The organism is Mycobacterium paraseoulense, assembly GCF_010731655.1.
GTDB lineage: Bacteria > Actinomycetota > Actinomycetes > Mycobacteriales > Mycobacteriaceae > Mycobacterium > Mycobacterium paraseoulense.
In genome coordinates this window covers 4,021,295-4,035,962 of sequence record NZ_AP022619.1, presented here as the reverse complement: position 1 = coordinate 4,035,962, position 14,668 = coordinate 4,021,295, and the positions used below count along the sequence as shown (strand labels likewise).

Here is a 14,668-nt window from a genome sequence, read left to right as displayed (position 1 = left end):
AGGGGACGTCCGATGCTCAGCAGGATCCGTCGAATACTGGACTACCAGTTGACTATCGCCGAGCTGCTGGGGCTGTCTGTGCTGCTGGGCACGCCGTACCTCATCGTCGGGGTGATCTGGTCGTGTACTCACACCGCACATCTGCGCGACATGCACGGCATCGACCTGGTCGTGTCATTTCTCGGCTCGATCGTGTCGTGGCCCGTGCTGATCTTCGCCAACGTGTGCATGACCTAGGGGTGTGGAGATGTCCAGACGCGGGCCCGCGATCTTCTCGGTGGCCACGGTGGCTTTGGTCATCGGGCTTTGCGCGCTGCGTTTCCCGGTGTTCATCGACGCCTACGATCAGTTCGGCTGGCAGGTCAAATGCGGCAGCGGCTTCACGACGGACCTCACCCAGGCGTCAGTCGCTGACGGCAACAAGAACGACCACGGAGGCCCCATTCAGCCCGCCCCGCCGAGGACGAACTACGTCGACCAATGCGACAACGCGCTCTTCATCCGACGCGCGTGGGCGATTCCCGCGGCGACGGTCGGCGGCCTGACTTTGGTGGGGCTGGCAGCGGCAGCGCTCGCACATGACCGCAGGCACGCCAGGAGCTGACGCCCTATCCCGATCGCCCTTGGAATCCAGCACCATCGGCCGCCGGGAGGAAACTAGCGCGTGCTTTCGTCGGCCGTATCGTGCCGGGACTGCTGCAATCCGGGCCCGTCCGGGTCATCGTTCTGGTGCTCGAGTTGTTCCTGCAGCTTGCGCTGGTCCTCCGTCGCCCGGGTGGCATCCTCGGGTGCGGCTGGCGGGTTGAGATTGACTTGCTGGTCCACGTGAGATCTCCTCTGACCGGTTATGGCACTCCAGTCAGGGTCTCCCGTATCCCGCGGTCCGAAACCTGGCGGAGTCCGTCGAGCTAGCCGAGATGCGCGGAGAGCAGCCACGCCCGCATCGACTTGCGGCCGTTGCCCTCGTCGCGGACGTCGCTGAGGGCGAAGGCCTCCGAGCCTTCCAGGAAACTGTCGGGCACGTTGGCGTGGATGCGTGCCGGCCGAATCTCGTCGATCACCCAGTACTTTGAGACCGCGTTGCGCAGCTCGTCCTCGGTCACCGCGTTGATCGGGCTGTCGGCTGGCATCCCTTCCCGGTCGAACACCAGCACGAAGTAGGAGGCACCGGGCGCGGCGGCGCGCACGACGGACCGCTGGTAGCCCTCGCGCAACTCCACGGGCATCGAGTGGAAAAGGGTGCTGTCGACGACGGTGCCGAAGCGGCCGTCGTAACCACCGAAGTCGCTGATGTCGGCGACGTCGAAGGTGGCATTGGCGAGCCCGCGCCGCGCGGCCTTCTCGCGCGCCAGCTTGATCGCGGTGGGCGACTGGTCCAGACCCACCGTGGTGAAGCCGCGCTCGGCGAGGAACAACGACACCGCCGCCTCCCCGCAACCGGCATCGAGCACGTCGCCGTGGAACTTCCCCGCCTCGATCAGTGCCGCGATTTCCGGCTGCGGTTCGCCGATGCTCCACGGCGGGCGGTTGCCCTCGCCCATCTCGGGGGCTTCGCCGCGATAGGCGGCCTCGAACATTTCATGAGTCGGCTGAGTCATACCGCCTTTATATCAACCAGCCTGATATATGTCAACGGCGTTGATGCGTGTGGCGAGCGACCTATTTGAGCGCGGCCGTCAGGTAACCGGAGTCTTCGCCGAAGGAAGCCAGCTCGTCATCGGGCACCTCGAACCCATGCGCGGCAAAGGCCTCCTCGGTTGTCCGGATCTCGACCCGCCAGCCGCGGGCGGCCAGGTATTCGGCGGCGGTGTTGCGGTCGCCGGTGTAGAAAAGGTCGGCCAAGTTGATGTCGGAGCCCAGCCGTTGCGACCGCTCGGTCAGCTTCTGCGCCCAGTCCGACGGGATGTTGCGCATATCCATGTGCTCGGTCGCGATCCGACTCCCCGGCGCAGACAACACGACGATGTTGTCGAACAAACGGTCCTGGGCCTCGGGCGGCAGGTAGACGAGCAGCCCTTCGGCGCTCCAGGCGGTCGGCGCGTCGGCGTCGAAGCCGGCCTCGACCAGTGCTGCCGGCCAGTCGTCGCGCAGATCTTTCGCGACCGTGCGGCGCTCGGCGGGCGGTGCGGCGCCCAGGTCGGCCAGTACCCGCGTCTTGAACTCGATGACCTCGGGCTGGTCGATCTCGTAAACCACCGTGCCCGCCGGCCACGGCAGGCGGTAGGCCCTGGTGTCCAGGCCGGACGCCAGGATCACCGCCTGGCGAACACCGGATTCGGTTGCCTGCATGAAGAAATCGTCGAAGTAGCGGGTGCGGACCGTGATCTGCTCGTTCACGGCCCGGCGGTTCAGCAAGGGATCGTCGGACCGGTCGATCTCATTGTCGAGAAGCTTGACGAAGACCTCGCTGGCCACCGCGCGCACGAGCGCGTCGGCGAACGGATCGTGCAGCAGGGGCTCGGCTCCCTTCGAAGCGATCGCCCGCTGTGCGGCGACGGCTGTTGCGGTCGCTCCGACGCTGGAGGCCAAGTCCCATGTGTCGTTCTCGCTGCGGGCCACTCCAGCGTCTCCCCTCGGTCATTAGTTAGCTCATTTAAGCGATGGCGCCCACTGTACGCTCCCCGGGCGCGCGGATGGTGGGCGATGCGCATCGGGGGATGACTCGGGCGCGGGGACGTGTTGAGATCGGGTATGGCCGACGAGATCGAACTGAGCCCGAGGGACTGGGTGCGCGAGCAGACCGAGCAGATCCTGAAACAAGGCACGACCGACGGGGTCGAGATTCTCGATCGGCCCGTGGTTCTGGTGACCGTGACGGGCGCGAAGTCCGGCAAGAAGCGGTACGTCCCGATGATGCGCGTCGAACACGACGGCCGTTACGCCATGGTCGCTTCGAAAGGCGGCGCTCCCGCGCATCCCCTGTGGTACTTCAACCTGAAGGCGAACCCGGAGGTGTCGCTGCAAGACGGGGAACGGGTCGTCTCCCTGAGAGCGCGTCAGCTTGAGGGGGCCGAACGCGAGCAGTGGTGGCTGCGGGCGGTCGAGGCTTACCCGCCCTACGCCGAGTATCAGGCCAAGACGACGCGACAGATACCAGTCTTCGTCCTCGAGTAAACACGCTGGGCCCCAATTCATTCCAGCGCGCGAGCGCGCCGTCAGGCAGCACCGTCGCTGCCGCAGCCGTCCGCGGCAAAGATTTGCATTCGATATGCGCCCCGAATGTCGGGTTGCGACTGGGTGGGCCGGCCCATACCGTCGATGTGCATAGGCAGGGCACGCACAGCGGAACAACGGCGTTCGCGGCGACTGTGATCGATTGTGCCACAGAAGCTTACACCGCTGTCTTGGCGCGATAACGGGTGGTACCCGAACGCGTCTCTCATGCGTATTCCAGGGAGGCTCGATGCAACACGCCCGGCGGCCAGGTGAACACGACGCCGAGCAGGCGGAGCCGAATCGAGTCGACCGACCGTGCGCCGCCATGCAGTACGACCTGCCGGCATCGTTGGTGGTCTTTCTGGTTGCGCTGCCGTTGTCGCTGGGAATCGCGATCGCCTCCGACGCCCCCGTGCTGTCGGGTTTGATCGCGGCGATCGTCGGCGGCATCGTCGCCGGGTGCATCGGCGGGTCACCGCTGCAGGTCAGTGGACCGGCAGCCGGGCTCACCGTCGTCGTCGCCGATCTCATCTCCCAGTTCGGATGGACGGTAACATGTTTCATCACCGTCATTGCCGGGGCGCTGCAAGTCATGTTGGGTATCAGCGGGATTGCGCGGGCCGCCTTGGCCATCTCGCCGGTCGTGGTGCACGCCATGCTGGCAGGGATCGGAATCACCATCGCGCTGCAGCAGGTGCACGTATTGCTCGGCGGTGAATCGCAGAGTTCGGCGTGGACGAACGTCGTCGGTCTGCCCACGCAAATCGTCGGCGCGCACCGGCCGGGGGTCGTGCTGGGCCTGCTCGTGATCGCCATTCTGATTGCGTGGCGCTGGGCCCCGGCCCGGCTGGCCAAGATCCCCGGGCCGCTGGTCGCCATCGTGACCGTCACGGTCATCTCGGTCACGTTGCCGTTCAACGTCTCCCGCATCCGGCTGGAGGGCTCGGTGCTAGAGGCGCTCCAGCTTCCCCAACTACCCGACGGGAACTGGGGGGCCGTCGTGATCGCGGTGATCACCGTCACCCTGATCACCAGCGTCCAAAGCCTGTTGACGGCCGTCTCGATCGACCGAATGCACACCGGGGCGCGTACCGACTTCAACCGCGAGCTGATCGGGCAAGGCGCGGCGAACATCGCCTCGGGTGCGGTCGGCGGGCTTCCGATCGCCGGCGTGATCGTGCGCAGCGCGGCTAACGTCAACGCGGGAGCCAGAACTCGCGCGTCGACGATCATGCACGGGGTGTGGATCCTGGTGTTCGCCGTACCCTTCGCCGGGTTGGTCGAACGGATCCCCACCGCGGCGCTCGCGGGCTTGCTCATCGTCATCGGAATCGAGCTGCTGAAGCCGGCCCACATCGAGACCGCCTTGCGCAACGGCGATCTCGCCGTTTATCTGGTGACCATCGTCGGCGTCGTCTTTCTCAATCTGCTGCACGGCGTCATGATCGGACTCGCGGTGGCGGTCATGGTGACCGGATGGCGGGTGGTGCGGGCCAGGGTGGAAGCGAAGTCGGTCGGTGCGGAATGGCAGCTGACCATCGAAGGGGCCTGCACCTTCCTGGCCCTGCCCCGGCTGACCGGAGTGCTCGCGACCATCCCCGAGCGCACCACCGTCACGATCCACATGATGGCCACTTACCTCGATCACGCTGCACACCAGGCGATCAGCGACTGGCAGCGCCGGCATTGCGCGACGGGGGGCGAGGTCAAGGTGGCCCACGGGCTGATGAATCCCCATGCACGGGCGGACAAGTCGTCGAAGGCCAGCGGCCGCGCCGTCCACCTCAGCCTGGTCGAAGCGGACACCGGCTAACCCGTTGCCGCTACCTCAGGTCGGCGGCGATCCGCTCCAGCGCAGCGAGGTGGTCATCGACGGTCGCGAACCCCGACTGCATCGTGTTGACCGACACATGGGTGGCACCCGCGGCTCGCCAGGCGGCGATGGCGGCGGCGGCCTCGTCCCGGTCACCGGTCCAATTGACCCGGCCTTCCATGCCCAGGCTTTCCGCGTCCCGGCCGGCCGCCGCGGCCGCGCGGTGCACCTGTTCGCGTGCGTGGTCCAGGCCCGGTCCGGGGCCGGTCATCGGGAACCAGCCGTCCGCGAGCCGTCCCACGCGTTCCCACCCGCGTTGTGACGCCGTGCCGATCCACACCGGGATGGGGCGTTGGGTGGGCAGCGGCGCCAGTCCCGCGGCGGTCACGGTGTGATAGGTGCCGTCGAAGGTGACCGATCGTTGGGTCCACAGCCTGCGCATCAGCTCGACCTGCTCCTCGGAGCGCTTCCCGCGATTGGTGAACTTCTCGCCCAGCGCCTCGTATTCGACCGCGTTCCAGCCCACTCCGATGCCGAGCCGAAATCGGCCGCCGGTCAGCAGGTCGACTTCGGCCGCTTGCTTGGCCACCAGCGCCGTCTGTCGCTCCGGCAGGATGATCACACCGGTCACGAGTTCGAGAGAAGTGATCGCTGCCAGGTAGCCGAACATGACGAACGGCTCATGGAAGGTCGAGTCGATGTCGTAGGGGCCGTCCCAGCCTTGATGCACGCTCGGGTCGGCGCCCACGACGTGGTCGTAGGCGAGGATGTGGGTGAACCCGAGCCCTTCGACTGCCTGCCCGTACGTGCGTACGACGGCGGGGTCTGAGCCGAGCTCGGTTTGTGGGAACACCACTCCGATGCGCATTGGCGGTGCAACCGCACCGCGGCGGATTTGCTTCCCGCGCGCGACGGAAAAGTCTGGGACGGTGCCGTCTTCACGCCTCTCGGCAAGTGGTCGCTCGAAGCGACGGTTCTGAGGTGGTACCCGGGGGAATGTCCGGCACCGTCGGGATCCACAACGACGCCCGGCGCCGGGATATTTCCCCGACGCCCGATGATGGAGTGGTGACGGCAACAGAGATCATGAGCGCGGTGCGGGTCGGCGCCTTCGAGCGGACATTCGAAGCCGAGCTGGCCGCGCGCTACGACATCGCGAAGCTTCCCGACGCCCCACACCGGGCCGCCTTCCTCGCCGAGCATGCGGCGGACATCCGGGTGGTGATCACCTCGGGGCCACCCGGCGTCGACGCCGACACGATCGCGGCGCTGCCCAACCTGGAGGTCATCATCAACAACGGGGCCGGAGTGGACATGATCGACATGTCCGCGGCGCGGCGCCGCGGCATCGGCGTCAGCAACACTCCCGACGTCCTATCGGACACCGTCGCCGACACCGCCCTGGGCCTGATCCTGATGACACTGCGCCGTTTCGGCGCCGCGGACCGCTACGTGCGGGCGGGCCGATGGGTGCGCGACGGCCCATTCCCGTACGGACGCGACGTCAGCGGCCTGCAGGTCGGGATCCTGGGCCTGGGCCGCATCGGTTCGGCCATCGCGACCCGCCTGCTCGGATTCGACTGTGCCATCGCGTATCACAACCGCCACCGCGTCGACGGATCGCCGTATCGCTATGCCGAGTCGCCGGTGGAGCTGGCCGAGTCGGTCGACGTCCTCGTCGTGGCCACCACCGGCGATCCCAAGACGCGGCACCTGGTCGACCGCGCCGTCCTCGAGGCGCTGGGGCCCGAGGGTTACCTGGTCAACATCGCCCGCGGCAGCGTCGTCGACCAGGACGCGCTGGTGGAACTGCTCGCCGGCGGCGCCCTGGGTGGAGCGGGGCTGGACGTCTTCGTCGACGAGCCCCGCGTGCCGCCGGCGCTGTTCGACCTGGACAACGTGGTGCTCTTCCCGCACATCGGCAGCGCCACCGCCCGGACCCGTCGGGCGATGGCGCTGCTGGCGATCCGAAACTTCGAGAGCTACTTAAACACCGGTGAACTGGTGACACCCGTGCTGCGGCCGCGAAGATGACGGGGGCGGGCCGTGTCAGATCCCTCACACCTGATGGTCCGTCCGCCGAATAACGGGTATCTGGCCATCCACCATGAGTGAGACCACCCAACGCCACCTCGGGCAGACCGACAGTCCGATCGAGGACGAGCTCGAGGACGCCTTCAGCCGGATGCTGAGCGAGGGCAGCCAGCGCCTGCACCGCACCTGGCGCGGCGTGCTGGTCACCGGCTTCTTCGGCGGCACGGAGGTGGGGATCGGGGTGCTCGCCTACCTGTCGGTGCTGGACGCCACCCACCGGCCGCTGCTGGCCGGGGTGGCGTTCTCGATCGGCTTCCTGGCCCTGCTGCTGGGCCGCAGCGAGCTGTTCACCGAGGGTTTCATCATCCCCGTCGTGACCGTGGCCGCCAAGCGCGCCAGCCTCCGCCAGCTGGCCAAGCTGTGGGGCGGCACCATGTTCGCCAACCTGGTGGGCGGATGGGTGATCATGTGGCTGATCATGACGGGGTTTCCCGAGCTGCACGCGCAGACCATCGAGTCCGGCGCCCACTTCGCCACCGCACCGCTGTCGGTTCAGAGCATGGTGTTGGCGATCCTGGGCGGCATGGTCATCACGCTGATGACCCGGATGCAACACGGCACCGATTCGGTGCCCGCCAAGATCGCCGCCGCGGTCGCCGCCGCGTTCCTGCTCGCCGGGCTGCGGTTGTTCCATTCGATCCTGGATTCGCTGCTCATCTTCGGCGCCCTGGTCACCGGGAATGCGCCGTTCGGCTATCTGACCTGGCTCGGCTGGTTCGGCTACACCGTGGTCGGCAACATGGTCGGCGGGCTGCTGTTTGTGACGCTGCTGCGGTTGCTGCGCAGCAAGGATCGGCTCGAGGAGGAACGCGCCGACGCCGAGTCCTCGTGACGGGTTAACCGGCGGGGCCTCAAAGCAGTTGCGGCATAACCTTGCTCGCCAGCAGCTCGAGGTGCGCCAGATCCGACAGGTCCAGCAGCTGGGTGTAGACGCGCTGCACGCCGATCTGTCTCCAGGCACCCAAGTTGTCGACGATCTCGGCGGGGGTGCCGACAAGCGGGCTGCTGCTGCGCAATTCGTTGAGGTCGCGGCCGATGGCCGCGGCCCGGCGGGCCACCTGGCTGTCGTTCCGCCCCGCGCAGAGCACGAACGCGCTCGAGTAGACCATCGAGTCGGCGGGTCTGCCGACCGCGGCGACCGCGTCCGCCACCCGTTGGTATTGCTTCTCGGCCACGCCGATCGGCGCGAACGGAATGTTGAACTCGGCCGCATACTGCGCCGCGAGCAGCGGAGTGCGTTTGGCGCCGTGGCCGCCGATGACGATCGGCGGGTGCGGGCGCTGCGTCGGTTTGGGCAGCGCGGGTGAGCCGGTGATGGTGTAGTACTCGCCGGCGTAGTCGAAGGTCTGGCCCGGTTCGGTCGTCCACAGCCCGGTCAGGATGGCCAACTGTTCGCTCAGCCGATCGAACCTCTCCCGCAGCGGGGGGAAGGGAATCCCGTATGCCTGGTGCTCCTCGGCGAACCAGCCGCTGCCCAAACCGAATTCGACGCGCCCCGAGCTCATGTCGTCCACCTGCGCCACCGCGACGGCAAGCGGGCCGGGGTAGCGGAATGTCGCGGAGGTCACCAGGGTGCCCAGCCGGATGCTCGATGTCTCCCGCGCGATCGCGCCCAGTGTCACCCACGAGTCGGTGGGACCGGGCAGGCCGTCGCCGCTCATCGCCAGGTAGTGGTCGGACCGGAAAAACGCTGCGAAGCCCAGTTGTTCGGCGGTTTGGGCTACGGCGACCTGATCGGCGTATCCGGCGCCCTGCTGAGGCTCGATGAATGCACGGAATTCCATAGGATCCCTTGGTATGTCGTTGTACGGCAGGCCGATTCCGAATGTGTACCCGTGTGTGGCCAAAGCGAGACGGTCAACAAGTTAACACCACGCCCGCAACTGGGTATGCCCTGAGCATGACCTCACTTCTTCCCCCCACGATCGTGACGCCCGCGCGATTGACCTGCGCCGGCGCCGCCGACGCGGTGACGGCGGCGGAATTGCGCCGCGCCCTGCGCCGGTGGCTTCAGGAGGCGACTGAGGCTCCCGCGGAGGTTCGCGACGACATCATCCTGGGCGTCAACGAGGCATTGGCCAATTGCGTCGAGCACGCCTACCGGGCCCACCGCACGGTCGGCACCATGAAACTGCAGGCAAGCCACGACCCTGCCGCGCAGTCGATCAGCGTGTGCGTCAGCGACCGCGGCTCGTGGTGCCACCCCTCGCCGCAGCGGCTCAGCGATCCGCGACGGTCCCGGGGCATCGCGCTGATGCACGCTCTCGCCGACCACTGCACCATCAACGCCCGTCCCGACGGCACCACGGTGTGCCTGGACTACACCACCAGGCCATAGCCTCACACTCCGACGGCGCGCTCCAGGTCCTTCAGCGACGTCTCCAGGTGGCCCAGCAACCGCTGCAGGTGCGGGATGCTGCGCCGGCAGCCCACCAGGCCGAAGTCGAGGTTGTCGGCGTTGTTGGTCACGGTGATGTTGACCGCCTGCCCGTCGAGCGGGATGGACAGCGGATAGTTTCCGTCCAGCCGCGCGCCGCGCCAGTACAGCGGCTCGGAGGGACCGGTCGAGACGTTGGAGATGACGATGTTGAACGGCGGTGACGCCGCCGAGAGGTAGCCGGGGATCAGCCCGAAGAACAGACCGCCGATGTTGAACGCCGAGAGGGCCAGTTGCTGAATCGGGGGCAATTGCTGGAACACGTCTTTGGTGTCGCGGATCGATGCGCTGATGGTCTCGAGACGCCCAGCCGGATCATCGAGATCCGTTGCCAGATTGCACAGGAACGTTCCGACCTGGTTGCCGCCGCGGTCGTCGTCCGCCTTGCGGAGATTGACCGGCACCATTGCGGTCAGCGGGCCGTCCGGCAGGGCGCCCTGCTCGAGTAGGTAGGCCCGGAGAGCCCCGGCACACATGGCGAGCACGACGTCGTTGACCGTCACCCCGGTCGCCGACTTGACCGCTTTGATCCGGTCCAGCGACCACGACTGTGCGGCGACCCGCCGGGCGCCGCCGATCCGGACGTTGAACATGCTGCGCGGCGCCCGGAACGGCAGCGTGAGCTGCTGTTCGAGCAGCGCGGCCCGCGCGAGCTTCAGGGTGGAGGGCGCCAGGCCGAGCACCGACGCCGCGGCCCCCCCGGTGCGCTCGAACAGTGACCGGCGTTTCTGCCCACCGGCGCGTTTGCGCGGCCCGAGGGTCCACGGGACGCGCACCTCGTCGTCTTCCGGATCGGGGGTGAAGGCGCGCTGCACCAGGCGCATCGCGGACACGCCGTCCATGAGGGAGTGGTGGTATTTGGTGTAGACGGCGTACCGGCCGTCCTGCAGCCCCTCGACCAGGTGGGCCTCCCACAGCGGGCGGTGGCGGTCGAGAAGGCTGCCGTGCAGGCGCGACGCCAGCTCCAGCAGGTCCCGGACCCGCCCGGGCTCCGGAAGGGCGGACCGGCGCAGGTGGTAGTCCAGCTCGACATCGTTGTCGAACGACCATGCGAGGTTGGTGAGGCCACCGAAAAAGGCGGGGTGCTTGCGGAACGTGGGTTGCACGTCCGTGCACTCGAGCATGGCCTGGTAGGACTCGCGGACGAAGTGCGGCCCGGCGTCCTCGGGCGGTTCGAAGAGTTGCAGCGACCCCACATGCATCGGGTGTTCGCGCGACTCGCCGATGAGGAACAGCGCGTCCGTCGGCGATATCGGTTCCATGGTCAACCCCAATCCCTCCGCTGCACCGTCCGTGCGGCGCACGCCCATCTCCTAGTAGCCGCAGTGCGCGTTTGCTAATCGCGAAAAGCCGGGCCGAATCCGGCGGGTTTGGCGCGGCCTGTCCGAAGGGCTATGGCGACTCGCGAAAGATCGCCGTGATTTCGGCGACCCTCGGGTCGGCGCGCAGCTCCTCCGACGTCTCGGGCAGCGGGAGCCGCCAGTTCGGGTACTCGTCGATGGTGCCCGGCAGATTGGGCTGGCGCGGTTCGGCCAGCACGTCGTAGGGCGAAATCAACTTCAGCCGGCTGGGGGTTGCCGCGAGCAACCGGTGCATAGCGGTGACGATCGCCGCCTCGTCCGGGTCCGGGCCCGTCAGCAGCCCCTCGGCGCGCAGCAGTTCCAGCCACTCGGCGCGTTCCTTGTCGGCCACCGACTGCTCACCCGGCACGTCATCGAGCAGACCGAGGTCGGCGCGGGCCCGGACGTGTTCGCCGCGCAGGAAGCCCGCGGCGGTGGGCAGGTCGTGGGTGGACAGGCTGGCGGCAGCGCGTGACGGCCACTTCGCCGGTGGGAGCAGCGGCTCGTCCGGCGCGGACTGGTCCCGGGTGAACCAGGACACGGCGCACCCGAGCATCTCGTTGTCGGCCAGCGCCCGGGTCACCTCCGGTTCGACGGTGCCCAGATCCTCGCCCACGACGGTGGCCCCGGCCCGGTGCGCTTCCAGCGCCAGCACCGCGAGCATGACGTCGGCGTCGTAGTGCACGTAGGTGCCGCGATCCGGGCCGTCCCCCGGCGGTATCCACCACAGCCGCCACAGTCCGGCGACATGGTCGATCCGCAGACCGTCGGCGTGCGCGAGCACCGCGCGCAGCATGTCCCGCGGCGCGGTGTACCCGGTGGCGGCGAGCCGGTCCGGCCGCCACGGCGGCAGCCCCCAGTCCTGCCCGCGCGGGGTGAAGTTGTCCGGTGGGGCCCCGACGCTCACCCCGGCGGCGAGCACGTCGGCCAGCGCCCACGCGTCGGCGCCGTTCGCGTCCACTCCCACCGGCAGGTCGTGCAGCACGCCGAGCGCCATGCCCGCGCGCCGAGCGGCATCGCGCACCGTGGTCAGCTGCTCGCCGCAGCGCTGCTGCACCCAGGCGTGGAACGCCACCCGCGGCGCCAGCTCACGACGGGCCGCCGCGACCGCCGGCCCGGCGACGTCCCGCAGTGCGGTCGGCCACCGGGTCCACCGGCCGCCATGGCGCTCGGCCAGGGCGCAGTACGTGGCCCAGTCGGGCAGACCCGCCGCCACGGCCGATTCGTCCAGCGGACTGGGACGACCTTCGGCGCGCCACAGCAGCTCCAGCGCCGACCGTTTGGCCGCCCACACCAGGTCGTAATCGATGCGCTCGGTGGTCGGCGAGACCCGCAGCGCGTCCACCTCGGCGCGGGTGTCCGGATCGGCTCGGCGGTAGGCGTCGAGGTCCTCGACCCGCAACGACAGCGGGTTGGCGAACCGTCGGCTGGAGGGCGTGTACGGCGATGGCTGCACCGGATGCGTCGGGCCGGGCGCGTGCAGCGGATTGAGCAGCACCGCGCCCGCGCCGTGCTCGGAGGCGGTCCACTCCAGGAATTCCCGCAGGTCACCCAGGTCACCCACGCCCCACGACCGGGCCGACCGCAGCGCGTACAGCTGCAGCATCCAGCCCCAGGTGGCCGGCGTCGGCGGCACCCGCGGCGGGGCCGCGACCAGGGTGGCCTCCTGGCCGTCACGCAGGTGCAGCCGATACCAGCCGGCGGTCAGGTCGCTCGGCAGCTCGTCGCGGACGTTAATCCGTTCTCCGTTCTCGTTGACCAGCAGGGCGGCGCGGGGAAACGGCCGGGGCCGCCCGTCCACGCGTACGGCGACGGTGGGCGCCAGGACGCCGGCGCGGTCGCGCTCGGCCAGCCGGGTGAGCTCGCGGCGCCGGTCGGCTTCGCTCGCGGCGTCGACGTCGAGCAGGCCGAGCACCCGGATGACGACGTCGGCGTCGACCTCCACGGGCTCCCGCCGCTCGTTTCGGTAGGAGGTCGCCACCCCGTGTGCCGCGGCCAGCCGACGAAGGTCGTCGGGAACCGGCTTGGGTCGCGCCGTCAACGCGCCGGCCCGGGTGGGGCGCCGGCGCGGGCGATTAGACGGTGACGCTGGAGCACATCGCTTATATACCCACGCCTGGGCTTCTCACACGCGCCGCCCAAACACGTTTGGTGGCAATAACTTTCGCCTAGTGACCGGTCGCCTGGAAGATGACCCGCCGCGCGATCTGCACGGCATGGTCGGCGAATCGTTGGTAAAACCGCCCCAACAGCGTGACGTCCACCGGGTCGGCCGACGATTGATCCCGCGCCCGAAATAGCCGTTCGAAAGCGCTTCGTGGGCAACGCCTTTCACCGGGCCGGCTACCGGACGTCGTCGGCCAGCTCGCGCGCTTCCTTCTCGTTTTCCACGGCGGGCCCGGATCCGGGCAGCGGCTTCCTGGCGACTTCGGGCGTGAACAGCAGCGTGACGGCCCCCACCAGTCCACCGAAGATCAGCATGTAGGCGGGTGCCATGACGTTCCCGGTTCCCGACACCAGCGCTTGGGCGATCAGCGGCGTGGTGCCGCCCACGGCCGAGATCGAGATGTTGTAAGAGATCGCCAGCGCCCCGTAGCGCACGTTGGTGGGGAACAGGGCGGGCAGCATGGCGGGCGCGGTGCTGTCGAAGCAGAGCTCCATCAATCCGATCAGCAGCACGCCGAGGAAGATCACCGGGTAGACGCCGCCGAAGCGGATGAGCAGGAAGGCGGGAATGGAGCCCACGATCAGCAGTGCGCAGCCCGTCCACATGATCGGTTTGACGCCGACGCGATCGGACAACGCGGCCACGAGCACCACCGTGACCATCAGGATCGCCAGCGTCACCACGATCATCACCAGGCCGGCGGAGTGACCGACGCGCACGAACAGCTTGAGATATGTCGGCAGGTAGCCGGTCAGCATGAAGTCGGCGACCTGTGAGGTCAGCACGAGGGCCGCGCAGATCAGCAGGCCACGCCACTGGTCGATGACCGTGTGCCGGAGTTGCTGCCGGCCGCCGCCGCCCGGGTGGATGCCATCGGTCGCATTCTCGTAGGCGGAGGACTCCTCGAGCCGTAGCCGCAGAAACAGCGCGAACAGGCCGAAGGGCAAACCCAGCAGCAGAGGAATCCGCCAGCCGTACGTCAGCATGTCGTTCTCGGGCAGCCAGGTCTGCAACCCGGTCACCAGCATCCCGGCGAGCACGAACCCGACGAGGTTGCCCATCGGCAAGAAGCCGACCATCATGCCGCGTTTGTGGTCGGGCGCCTGCTCGACCAGATAGGTCATCGCGCCGACGTACTCACCGCCGGTCGACAGGCCCTGAAAAATGCGGGCGACCACGAGCAGGATCGGCGCCCAGATGCCGATCGCGCTGTAGCCGGGCAGCAAACCGGTCACGGTGGTGCTCACCGTCATCATCAGGATGGTGACGACAAGCACCCGGTGCCGTCCGATGCGGTCGCCGAGCGGGCCGAAGATGAACCCGCCGAGCGGACGCACCACGAACGCCGCGGCCAGGGTGCCGAACGTCGCGATCAGGTGGACGCCGCTGACGCTCTTACCGGGATAGAACACCTGGGCGATGGTGGTGGCGATGTAGCCGTAGACCCCGAAGTCGTACCACTCCATGAAGTTGCCGATGGCGGTGCCCATGATGGTCTGGCGCATAGCCGGGTCGGCGACCCTGATCTCCTTGCGTGCCCATTTCCTTCGGCGGCCCCGTGCACTCATCGACGGATTGCGTACCCAGAAGTTTCGCGGGCCGAACAACTCACACTCCCAACCGGCTCTCTCGTCTGCATCGACCGGGAGCCGATGCTAGCG

Annotated in this window: 15 protein-coding genes and 1 pseudogene; 7 read left to right on the top strand and 9 right to left on the bottom strand. The window is 68.2% G+C overall.

Annotated features, from left to right (window positions below; translation table 11 throughout):
- Window positions 1-12 precede the first annotated feature (12 nt).
- Both G6N51_RS18765 and G6N51_RS18760 read left to right on the top strand, forming a co-directional pair.
- Complete coding sequence (locus G6N51_RS18765) at window positions 13-237, top strand: hypothetical protein (protein ID WP_083171101.1); 225 nt, start codon at window positions 13-15, stop codon at window positions 235-237.
- Window positions 238-247: 10 nt separating this feature from the next.
- Window positions 248-604, top strand: a complete 357-nt coding sequence (locus G6N51_RS18760) for a hypothetical protein (RefSeq protein ID WP_083171372.1) — start codon at window positions 248-250, stop codon at window positions 602-604.
- 53 nt (window positions 605-657) lie between these two features.
- Here the strand turns inward: G6N51_RS18760 and G6N51_RS28790 are convergent, their stop codons facing one another.
- The 3 genes from G6N51_RS28790 to G6N51_RS18750 form a co-directional block, all read right to left on the bottom strand.
- The gene (locus G6N51_RS28790) at window positions 658-825 is read right to left on the bottom strand and encodes a hypothetical protein (RefSeq protein WP_167528592.1); all 168 of its coding nucleotides are present in this window, start codon (window positions 823-825) and stop codon (window positions 658-660) included.
- Between the two features lie 83 nt (window positions 826-908).
- Window positions 909-1,598 (bottom strand): class I SAM-dependent methyltransferase, encoded by a 690-nt coding sequence (locus G6N51_RS18755; protein ID WP_083171099.1) that lies wholly within the window; start codon window positions 1,596-1,598, stop codon window positions 909-911.
- Between the two features lie 61 nt (window positions 1,599-1,659).
- Entirely contained in the window at window positions 1,660-2,559 is a 900-nt protein-coding gene (locus tag G6N51_RS18750) for a class I SAM-dependent methyltransferase (RefSeq protein ID WP_083171097.1), read from the bottom strand.
- Between the two features lie 132 nt (window positions 2,560-2,691).
- Between G6N51_RS18750 and G6N51_RS18745 the strand changes: the two genes are divergently transcribed.
- Both G6N51_RS18745 and G6N51_RS18740 read left to right on the top strand, forming a co-directional pair.
- The gene (locus G6N51_RS18745) at window positions 2,692-3,114 is read left to right on the top strand and encodes a nitroreductase family deazaflavin-dependent oxidoreductase (RefSeq protein WP_083171095.1); all 423 of its coding nucleotides are present in this window, start codon (window positions 2,692-2,694) and stop codon (window positions 3,112-3,114) included.
- 289 nt (window positions 3,115-3,403) lie between these two features.
- Window positions 3,404-4,969 carry a SulP family inorganic anion transporter gene (locus tag G6N51_RS18740; RefSeq protein ID WP_083171093.1) on the top strand — a complete coding sequence of 522 codons (1,566 nt, stop codon included), beginning with the start codon at window positions 3,404-3,406 and terminating at the stop codon, window positions 4,967-4,969.
- Between the two features lie 10 nt (window positions 4,970-4,979).
- Here the strand turns inward: G6N51_RS18740 and G6N51_RS18735 are convergent, their stop codons facing one another.
- A complete protein-coding gene (locus G6N51_RS18735) occupies window positions 4,980-5,837 on the bottom strand; it encodes an LLM class F420-dependent oxidoreductase (RefSeq protein WP_083171091.1) in 858 nt (285 codons plus the stop codon).
- 218 nt (window positions 5,838-6,055) lie between these two features.
- Here G6N51_RS18735 and G6N51_RS18730 point away from each other — a divergent pair, with 218 nt between their 5' ends.
- Both G6N51_RS18730 and G6N51_RS18725 read left to right on the top strand, forming a co-directional pair.
- Entirely contained in the window at window positions 6,056-7,003 is a 948-nt protein-coding gene (locus G6N51_RS18730) for a 2-hydroxyacid dehydrogenase (protein WP_232078567.1), read from the top strand.
- 73 nt (window positions 7,004-7,076) lie between these two features.
- Window positions 7,077-7,895, top strand: coding sequence for a formate/nitrite transporter family protein (locus tag G6N51_RS18725; protein WP_083171090.1), 819 nt, complete (start codon window positions 7,077-7,079; stop codon window positions 7,893-7,895).
- A 19-nt stretch (window positions 7,896-7,914) separates the two neighbouring features.
- On the opposite strand, the gene G6N51_RS18720 is transcribed toward G6N51_RS18725, so the two are convergent.
- Entirely contained in the window at window positions 7,915-8,847 is a 933-nt protein-coding gene (locus G6N51_RS18720) for an LLM class F420-dependent oxidoreductase (RefSeq protein WP_083171088.1), read from the bottom strand.
- A 116-nt stretch (window positions 8,848-8,963) separates the two neighbouring features.
- Here G6N51_RS18720 and G6N51_RS18715 point away from each other — a divergent pair, with 116 nt between their 5' ends.
- Complete coding sequence (locus G6N51_RS18715; protein WP_083171086.1) at window positions 8,964-9,401, top strand: ATP-binding protein; 438 nt, start codon at window positions 8,964-8,966, stop codon at window positions 9,399-9,401.
- A gap of 2 nt (window positions 9,402-9,403) precedes the next feature.
- Here G6N51_RS18715 and G6N51_RS18710 read toward each other — a convergent pair whose 3' ends face one another.
- From G6N51_RS18710 to G6N51_RS18695, 4 genes and pseudogenes are all read right to left on the bottom strand, one after another.
- Complete coding sequence (locus tag G6N51_RS18710) at window positions 9,404-10,762, bottom strand: WS/DGAT/MGAT family O-acyltransferase (protein WP_083171084.1); 1,359 nt, start codon at window positions 10,760-10,762, stop codon at window positions 9,404-9,406.
- A gap of 130 nt (window positions 10,763-10,892) precedes the next feature.
- Complete coding sequence (gene malQ, locus G6N51_RS18705; protein WP_142274908.1) at window positions 10,893-12,881, bottom strand: 4-alpha-glucanotransferase; 1,989 nt, start codon at window positions 12,879-12,881, stop codon at window positions 10,893-10,895.
- A gap of 127 nt (window positions 12,882-13,008) precedes the next feature.
- Window positions 13,009-13,113, bottom strand: a pseudogene (locus G6N51_RS18700) (phosphate transport system regulatory protein PhoU); the annotation flags it as partial.
- 70 nt (window positions 13,114-13,183) lie between these two features.
- A complete protein-coding gene (locus G6N51_RS18695) occupies window positions 13,184-14,512 on the bottom strand; it encodes an MFS transporter (protein WP_083171082.1) in 1,329 nt (442 codons plus the stop codon).
- Window positions 14,513-14,668: the final 156 nt, after the last annotated feature.

Excerpts from the sequence above, each read along its gene's own strand:
- G6N51_RS18765 (WP_083171101.1), top strand. The coding sequence starts at position 13 with ATGCTCAGCAGGATCCGTCGAATACTGGACTACCAGTTGACTATCGCC.
- G6N51_RS18760 (WP_083171372.1), top strand. The coding sequence starts at position 248 with ATGTCCAGACGCGGGCCCGCGATCTTCTCGGTGGCCACGGTGGCTTTG.
- G6N51_RS18755 (WP_083171099.1), bottom strand. The coding sequence starts at position 1,598 with ATGACTCAGCCGACTCATGAAATGTTCGAGGCCGCCTATCGCGGCGAA.
- G6N51_RS18745 (WP_083171095.1), top strand. The coding sequence starts at position 2,692 with ATGGCCGACGAGATCGAACTGAGCCCGAGGGACTGGGTGCGCGAGCAG.
- G6N51_RS18740 (WP_083171093.1), top strand. The coding sequence starts at position 3,404 with ATGCAACACGCCCGGCGGCCAGGTGAACACGACGCCGAGCAGGCGGAG.
- G6N51_RS18735 (WP_083171091.1), bottom strand. The coding sequence starts at position 5,837 with ATGCGCATCGGAGTGGTGTTCCCACAAACCGAGCTCGGCTCAGACCCC.
- G6N51_RS18730 (WP_232078567.1), top strand. The coding sequence starts at position 6,056 with ATGAGCGCGGTGCGGGTCGGCGCCTTCGAGCGGACATTCGAAGCCGAG.
- G6N51_RS18725 (WP_083171090.1), top strand. The coding sequence starts at position 7,077 with ATGAGTGAGACCACCCAACGCCACCTCGGGCAGACCGACAGTCCGATC.
- G6N51_RS18720 (WP_083171088.1), bottom strand. The coding sequence starts at position 8,847 with ATGGAATTCCGTGCATTCATCGAGCCTCAGCAGGGCGCCGGATACGCC.
- G6N51_RS18715 (WP_083171086.1), top strand. The coding sequence starts at position 8,964 with ATGACCTCACTTCTTCCCCCCACGATCGTGACGCCCGCGCGATTGACC.
- G6N51_RS18710 (WP_083171084.1), bottom strand. The coding sequence starts at position 10,762 with ATGGAACCGATATCGCCGACGGACGCGCTGTTCCTCATCGGCGAGTCG.
- G6N51_RS18695 (WP_083171082.1), bottom strand. The coding sequence starts at position 14,512 with ATGCGCCAGACCATCATGGGCACCGCCATCGGCAACTTCATGGAGTGG.